This window comes from Petrotoga halophila DSM 16923, assembly GCF_002924615.1.
Genome location: NZ_JALY01000247.1, coordinates 1 through 7997 on the forward strand (window position 1 = coordinate 1; position 7997 = coordinate 7997).

General features: G+C 35.1%; 5 protein-coding genes. All 5 read left to right on the forward strand.

What is annotated here, in order from left to right; genetic code table 11:
• Positions 1-84 precede the first annotated feature (84 nt).
• A complete protein-coding gene (locus tag AA81_RS11905; RefSeq protein ID WP_103078204.1) occupies positions 85-987 on the forward strand; it encodes a phospholipase D-like domain-containing protein in 903 nt (300 codons plus the stop codon).
• Between the two features lie 81 nt (positions 988-1068).
• The gene (locus AA81_RS11910; protein WP_103078205.1) at positions 1069-2796 is read left to right on the forward strand and encodes an NAD+ synthase; all 1728 of its coding nucleotides are present in this window, start codon (positions 1069-1071) and stop codon (positions 2794-2796) included.
• Between the two features lie 512 nt (positions 2797-3308).
• On the forward strand, positions 3309-4043 hold the full coding sequence (locus AA81_RS11915) for a hypothetical protein (RefSeq protein WP_146026617.1): 735 nt from the start codon (positions 3309-3311) through the stop codon (positions 4041-4043).
• Positions 4044-4166: 123 nt separating this feature from the next.
• A complete protein-coding gene (gene glgP, locus AA81_RS11920; RefSeq protein WP_103078207.1) occupies positions 4167-6734 on the forward strand; it encodes an alpha-glucan family phosphorylase in 2568 nt (855 codons plus the stop codon).
• Positions 6735-6828: 94 nt separating this feature from the next.
• Positions 6829-7997 (forward strand): ribonucleotide reductase barrel domain-containing protein (locus tag AA81_RS11925; protein ID WP_281256304.1); only part of this gene is annotated, 1169 nt, incomplete at its 3' end.

Consider the following 7997-nt stretch of genomic DNA (forward strand, 5'->3'; position numbering starts at 1 on the left):
GGGGCGAAGGGGCGCTAACAGTAAGTTTTAGAAGAAATTTTATAATAAAGCTTCAAAAGTTCACAGGACGGAGGTTTAACAACATTGAAAGCAAAACTTATCTTAACAGCATTATTTCTGTCTTTCTTTACCTCGCTTTTTTCCTATGAACTCTTCTTCTCCGGTGGAGAATTAGCACACTTTATAAACCAAAAACTAACAACGAGCACTTCAGTAAAAGTTGTATCTTTCAGTTTGGATGACACAATTTCTAAAAAATTATCAGCTATAAATCACCAAATATTTTTAGAAAAAGATGGTGGATATTCTGGTGATTTAAATTTAAACATCAAATATGACAAAAACACCGATGGTTATCTACATCAAAAATATATGATTTTTGATAACAACTCAGTATTATTTGGAACCGGAAATTTTACTGCAAGCGGTTTATTAACAGATTTAAACATCTTTATCTACACCGAAGATGAAAAGATCGTAAAAGTTTTTCTTGCTGAATATGAAAACTTTCAAAGAGGTAAATTTGGATATTCAAAAAAAGCAATCAATGAGCGCCTAAACACGACAGAATTCGGGAAAGTAAAAATAGTAACTGGGCCATCAAAAGAGGTCCTTAACTCAGTTTTAAATGAGATTAAGAGATCCAAAATTTCTATAAAAGTTTTTTCATATTCTTTCACCGATCCCTACTTCGTCCATATCTTGGAACAAGCTTCCTCCAATAATGTAGTTGTTGAAATACTATCCGACGATTGGAACAAAATCTACACATCACCATTAAAATATATGCAAGGCATAAATATAAAGTATAGAAATGACATTCATGCAAAGTGTGTAACAATAGATGGAGAAATGGTCATTATAGGAAGTTACAATCTGACCTACAGGGCAAGAGAGAAAAATGACGAAATGGTTGTAATAATTAAAAATAAAGGGTTAGCTGACATCATAAATAGAAAATTTGATTTATTATGGCAAGAATGGTAAAATATATTGGTGTTTCTTTTTTTCAATACCAAAAAAGGAGGCCTGTGCTTTTAAAAAATCAACTAAAAGCACAAATTAGCTATGAAAATAAGAATATCTTTGGCCCAAATGAATTCCACAGTTGGCGATTATCAGGGAAATATTGAAAAGATAAAAGATTTCATCTCTAAGGCAGACGAAAAAGGTGCCGATCTGATACTCTTTCCAGAATTAACTCTAAATGGTTATCCTCCCGAAGATTTAATCTTAAAAACTCAATTTTTAAGGGATTCTTTGAAAAGTATAGAAGAAATACAAGATTTTAGCGAATCTAAAGATGTTGTAATAGTTTTAGGTGCTGTTGACTGGGATGTTGAATCCTACAACACTGCTTTTGTTATTTATAAAGGGGAAATCTATGGTAGTTATAAAAAGATGTTCTTACCAAACTACTCTGTTTTTGACGAAAAAAGATATTTTACTGCCGGTAGAACACCTTTTTTAATGGAAATTGAACGGATCAAAATAGGAATAACAATTTGTGAAGATCTGTGGGTTCCCAATGGACCGGCTGTTTCCTTAGCCCAAAACGGAGCCAATTTGATTTTAAATCTTTCTTCGTCTCCTTTTTATAAGGGAAGAAATAAGGTAAGGTTCGAAATGCTCAAAACTAGAGCATCAGAGTTATCAAGTTGGATTGCTTATTGCAATAATGTAGGTGGACAAGATGAGTTGGTTTTCGATGGTGGAAGCGTTGTAATTAACCCATACGGAGAAATAGAATTAAGTGCTCCTTCTTTTGAAGAAGGGTTGTATTTTATAGATATAGATCCCCTAGAACCCACTAGAGCGAATTTAAGGGAAGGAAAAAGGAAACATTACAATCAAAGTGCCTATTATGAAAGTGTAAATACAATCAAAATAGGGAAAAAGATTACGGGAAAAAATCCTATAAAAGCTATCAAAGTTGACTCTTTTGATCTATACGAGCAATTGTACCTCGCTGTAAAAACAGGGATAAAAGATTATGTATGGAAAAATGGTTTCCAAAAAGTTGTATTAGGACTAAGTGGAGGAATAGATTCCTCGCTCACGGCGGCTATTGCTGCGGACGCTATAGGTCCTGAAAATGTTTTAGGATTACTAATGCCTTCTCAATACTCTTCTAAAGGCAGTATCGACGATTCGATAGAACTATCCAAAAATTTAGGAATAAATTACAAAATAATTCCGATAAATGACATATACGAAAAATATATTGAAAATTTGAAAGAAAGCTTCAAAAGTACTGAAGAAGACAAAACTGAAGAAAACATTCAAGCAAGGATAAGGGGAAACTTAGTAATGGCATTTTCGAACAAATATGGATATTTAGCCTTAGCATGCGGAAATAAAAGTGAAGCAGCTACAGGATATGCTACAATGTATGGAGACATGGCCGGGGGATTCTCTCCCATTAAAGACTTATACAAGACAGACCTATACAAAGTTGCCAGAAAATACAACGAACTTCACGGAAAAGAAATTATTATAAAATCTATATTAGAAAAACCGCCTTCAGCAGAGCTTAGACCAAATCAAAAAGATGAAGATACCTTACCTCCATATGCTTTACTGGATGAGATTTTATTCAAGTATATAGACAGAGAAATGTCTTATGATGAATTACTACAGGAAGGATACGATGAAGGGTTATTGAAAAATGTAATAAATATGGTCAACAAGAACGAGTACAAAAGAAGGCAATCTGCTCCTGGTATAAAACTAACTGAAAGAAGTTTTGGAAAAGACAGAAGAATGCCAATTACTAATAAATATATTCCCTGGTAGTTAATGTCGGTGGGTTGCTAGGTAAGGGGTAAAGGCGACGTTTCCTTGGGGATGAGCTGCAGGGTCCAAGGGGCCCTTCGGCCTTTTCCTTATGGGGTGGGCTGCGGGGCGAAGGGGCGCTAAATAAAGACTTTTTTCCTCACGGATGGGCTTTTGAGGATGAAAGAGGAAAGACCTTTTTCCTTAAGGGTGGGCTGCGGGGCGAAGGGGCACAAATAAAGACTAAGCGCAGCTTACAAAAAAACGATGCCAACAATTAACGAAAAAATGCTCTACTTTTTAAAGGGTCACAGGGCGGAGCCCTTTTGCAGCCTTGTGCAAAAAGGTTTTTATAAAGCCTTAGAATTGACTTCCAAATTTCCATTTGCGTAGAAAATGATGTTTTTCTCAGATCTATGCAATAAACTTTAATTTTGAACTTGGGGTTTTTAAGGGGCTTGCCCCTTAACGTCCAAGGGTGGGGAGCGGGGGAAAGGGCGCTAAAAACAACCATTAAAACAGGAGAAAAAATCATGGAAGAAAAAGAAAAAGACCAATCCAACGACAGTCTAAAAAATTTATTAATCATCATTGGCACTATGGCAGTCATATATTTTGCAACTTTCATACTATGGAATTTGTACGTAGAAAACTTAGAAAACCATTATTACTATCCATATGTAAAAATCAAAGAAACCGGCTACGAACGGGTTAAAAAAATGCCTTTTTCGCCCAAAGGTTACAATATAACTATTGAAAAAAGCAATATCACAAACACTTACACAGTAAAAACGAAGTTTGGTTCATTCAATATTCAAACATTTGACGATAGATTCTTCTTTTTTGAAAACTCTGATATGGTAGTAATCTCATATCCTTCATACGATTTCAGAGGTCTTGAATATTCTGTAATTCTAAAAAATGGGAATATCTTTAAATTTGTCATAGTACCAAACGAAGAAATTGTGGAAGATATCTTCACCTTTGTTGAAAACCTTCTAAGAATAAGGGTTTTAGAGGTTCCAGAATTAGCAAATTATGATTATATCAAAGAAAGTGAGGACAGTTACACCATTGAAAGTAAAAGACAAGAATTTACTTTGTCAAAAAATTTAATAAGCACAGTAGGTGAATCTCAAGACTACATTTATTTCATTTCTAAAAAGTATGGCTTGTTCAACAAGATTTACTATTTAGAAAAATCAACCAATAATTTTGGAGAACTAATAATGATATCGGAATCTCAAGAATTTTGGAGCAATAATTAGAAAATTTAGAAATAAAGAATTTTCAAGTATTATATTTATTTTAAAAAAGTTACTGGGATTGGGTCCAAAAGGGGTTATCTAATTTTAAAGATTCTATCAAAAGCTATATTGGGAGGGTAAAACATGGATTTTATAAGTAAAATTACCGTCGTTCCAAAAATCCCAGAAAAGATTTCTGGGTTAAAAGAACTCTCTGAAAACATGTGGTGGACTTGGAATTATAAAGCTCAAGCCTTATTCGAAAACATAGACAAAGAGCTTTGGGAATCCACCCAGAGAAACCCGGTCACTTTTTTAAAGCGTGTGGAACAAAAAAAGTTAAACAAAGCTGCAGAAGATTCAAAATTTAATGAACTCTATCAAGAAGTCATGAAAGGGCTCTCTGATTATATGAATGAAAATAGCAACACATGGTTCAGAAAAACCCATAGTTCTTTTAAAGAAGGGGAAATTGCTTACTTTTGTATGGAATACGGCCTTCACGAATCTTTTCCAATGTATTCTGGCGGTTTAGGAATATTGGCTGGTGATCATCTAAAAAGTGCAAGTGATCTAGGTATACCGCTTATAGCTGTAGGTTTATTATATCAAAAGGGGTATTTCATTCAGAAACTCAATTCGGAAGGTTGGCAAGAAAGTATATATTTAGATTACGATTTTTCGGATTTCCCTATAATTCCTGCCAGAGATAGCAACGGAGATGAAATATACGTCGATATAGACCTATTGGGGAAAAAGATATTCGCTAAAGTATGGCAAGTAAAGGTTGGAAGAGTGAACCTATATCTTCTTGACACCAACCTAATGCAAAATGACCCTGAAGATAGAGAAATAACCTCCACATTGTATGGTGGAGACATAGAGATGCGCATAAAGCAAGAAATATTAATAGGGATTGGTGGAGTTAAAGCGGTAAGAAAGTTAGGATACAACCCATCTGTTTGGCACATGAATGAAGGTCACGCTGCATTCTTAGGGCTTGAAAGAATACGTGAATTAGTTCAAGAACATGGCTTAACTTTTCAGGAAGCAATTGAAGCGGTTCGGGCTGGAAACGTTTTTACCACTCACACTCCTGTACCAGCTGGAAACGATGTATTTTCTATTTCTTTAATTGATAAATATTTTGGAGACTTCTGGCCTAAATTAGGAGCTTCAAGGCAGGACTTTCTAAATTTAGGATTAGAAAAGCAACAAAGCACGGAAGAATTATTTTCAATGACCATTTTGGCGCTAAAACTCTCTGGAAGATCAAATGCAGTTTCAAGGCTACATGGAGAAGTATCAAGGAAGTTATGGAACCATGTTTGGCCTGGTATTGAATGGTTGGAAGTACCTATAAACTATGTCACCAATGGTGTACATATAGACACATGGTTAAACCCAAAATTACAGGAATCTTTAAAAGAATACTTGGGCGTAGACTGGATGTCAAAGATAGACGATCCAGAACTTTGGGAAAAAATTGACAACATCCCTGACCATGAACTATGGGAAACTCACCAACAACTAAAGAAAGAATTAATAGAATACGTCAGAAAAAGCATAAAAGCACAAAGATCGAGACATGGAGAAACAGTTGAACAACTTGAAGAAGTAAATCAAATAGGTGATGAAAAAGCTTTAACTATTGGTTTTGCCAGAAGATTTGCTACTTACAAAAGAGCAGATCTAATATTCAGTGATGAAGAAAGATTAAAAAAGATTTTGAACGATCCGGACAAACCCGTACAATTAATATTCGCTGGTAAAGCTCATCCTGCAGATAAACCAGGTCAAGAACTCATAAAAAAGATATACGAATACTCACGAAAACCAGAATTTCAAAATAAGGTAATAATTCTGGAAAATTACGATATGGATATGGCAAGGCACTTAGTTTCGGGTGTTGACATTTGGTTAAACAATCCTAGACGTCCAAGAGAGGCATCTGGAACATCAGGCCAGAAAGCCGGAATGAATGGAGCTATAAACTTCTCAGTTTTAGATGGCTGGTGGGTTGAAGGATACAACGGTAAAAATGGATGGGCCATAGGGGACAACAGAGACTATGAAGACTTGAAATTACAGGATAAAATAGACAGTGTTTCAATATACAACCAATTAGAAAAACAAATAGTGCCTCTGTACTATGAAAAAGAAGAATCTAACGTTTCAAAAGAATGGGTATCAAAGATGAAAGAATCTATTAAAAGTGTCACGTCTTTCTTCAACACATCAAGAATGCTCAAAGAATACACTCAAAAACTATATATGCCAGCTCTTGAGCAACACATACGTTTTTCAAACGATGACTTTAAATTGGCAAAAGAATTTGCCGGTTGGGTTAAATTATTAAAAGAAAATTGGGACTCTATAAAAATACATGTCAAACTCGATCAAGATATTACTGGCGTAAAAAATGCAGAAGAAGAAATAGGAGTACAAGCAGAAATATACTTGCCAGGTATAGGGCCTGACTCAATCCTACCAGAAGTTGTATTTGCAAGGTTAAAAGACGGAAAAATTGCCAATATAAGGCGGTACGATATGAAACTCATCAAAGAAGTACAAAAAGACACATATCTATACTCAGTAAAATTTAAAATAGAAGACAGAGGGGAATATGGAATAAATGTAAGGGTAACACCTAACAATCCTCTCATGCCCCATAAAAACTACTTGATGGGACTAGTAAAATATCCTCAATAAGATTTTGTAAATTTTTAATAGACCCCCTTGATTTCAATATATTGTCGTGTTATCATATAAAAGTACAATATATTGATTCAAGGGGGTAATTTTCATGAGAGTTTTAAATAAATGGATCCAAAAAGAACCATCGAAGAATGCAATCACCATATTAAAAGACAGATACTTTTTAAAAGATGGCGAAGGGAATTATTTAGAAAGCACATGGGATGAAGTTGCAAAAAGGATTGCAAGACATGTTGCTGCAGCTGAAGTAAACTATACCAACGATGTAGAAGAAATAAAAAATGCAGAAGAGCATTTTTATCAACTAATTAAATCTCGAATTTTCTTACCAAACAGTCCAACGATATTCAACGCAGGCAAAACAATGGACAGACAATTATTCAAAAAAGATATAGAAGAAACAACTTTAGAAGACTACAAAACAATTTTTGATTCAAGAACAAAACACAACATGTTATCTGCATGTTTTGTAATCCCTATGGACGACTCAATGAACGCCATATTCGATGCGGTAAAAAATGCTGCTTTAATAATGAAATATGGAGGAGGAGTGGGATACGACTTCTCTGTTTTACGTCCAAAAGGTTCTTCTATTGCTGGAACAGGGGGAAAATCCTCCGGACCCATTAGCTTCATGCATGTTTTCAACACAGCAGCTTCCACGATAGAACAAGGTGGGGCAAGGCGGGCAGCTCAAATGGCTGTACTAAGGTATGATCATCCCGATGTCTTTGACTTTATAAATTCCAAAAAAGACAACAAAGGCAACAATGTCTTGAATTACTTCAATATTTCAGTGAACATTGACAACCCAAAAGAATTCAAAAAAATGCTCGAAGAGGATGGAGATCTCACCTTAGAACATCCCGCATCATCCATAAGAAAGACTATCAAGGCAAACGATTTAATGAACAAAATGGTAGAAAACGCATGGAAAACGGGAGATCCTGGCATGCTCTTCCTTGGCAGACACAATCAATACTACGCAATGAGTGAACATACCCCAGTCACCGCCACAAACCCATGCGGAGAAGAACCACTACCACCTTTTGGAAGTTGTAATCTCGGTTCTATAGACGTTGCAAAGTTGGTTGAAGACATGGATTTAGGAAACCCCAACTCGGATGATATTTCAGAATTCCAAGAAATAATATATTGGGCTGTTAGATTTTTAGATGACGTCATAGAATCAAACATCTACCCTCTAAAAGAAATTGAAGAAATATCGAAAAAGCAAAGATTTATTGGATTAGGAAT

Excerpts from the sequence above, each read along its gene's own strand:
- AA81_RS11910 (WP_103078205.1), top strand. The coding sequence starts at position 1,069 with ATGAAAATAAGAATATCTTTGGCCCAAATGAATTCCACAGTTGGCGAT.
- AA81_RS11915 (WP_146026617.1), top strand. The coding sequence starts at position 3,309 with ATGGAAGAAAAAGAAAAAGACCAATCCAACGACAGTCTAAAAAATTTA.
- glgP (WP_103078207.1), top strand. The coding sequence starts at position 4,167 with ATGGATTTTATAAGTAAAATTACCGTCGTTCCAAAAATCCCAGAAAAG.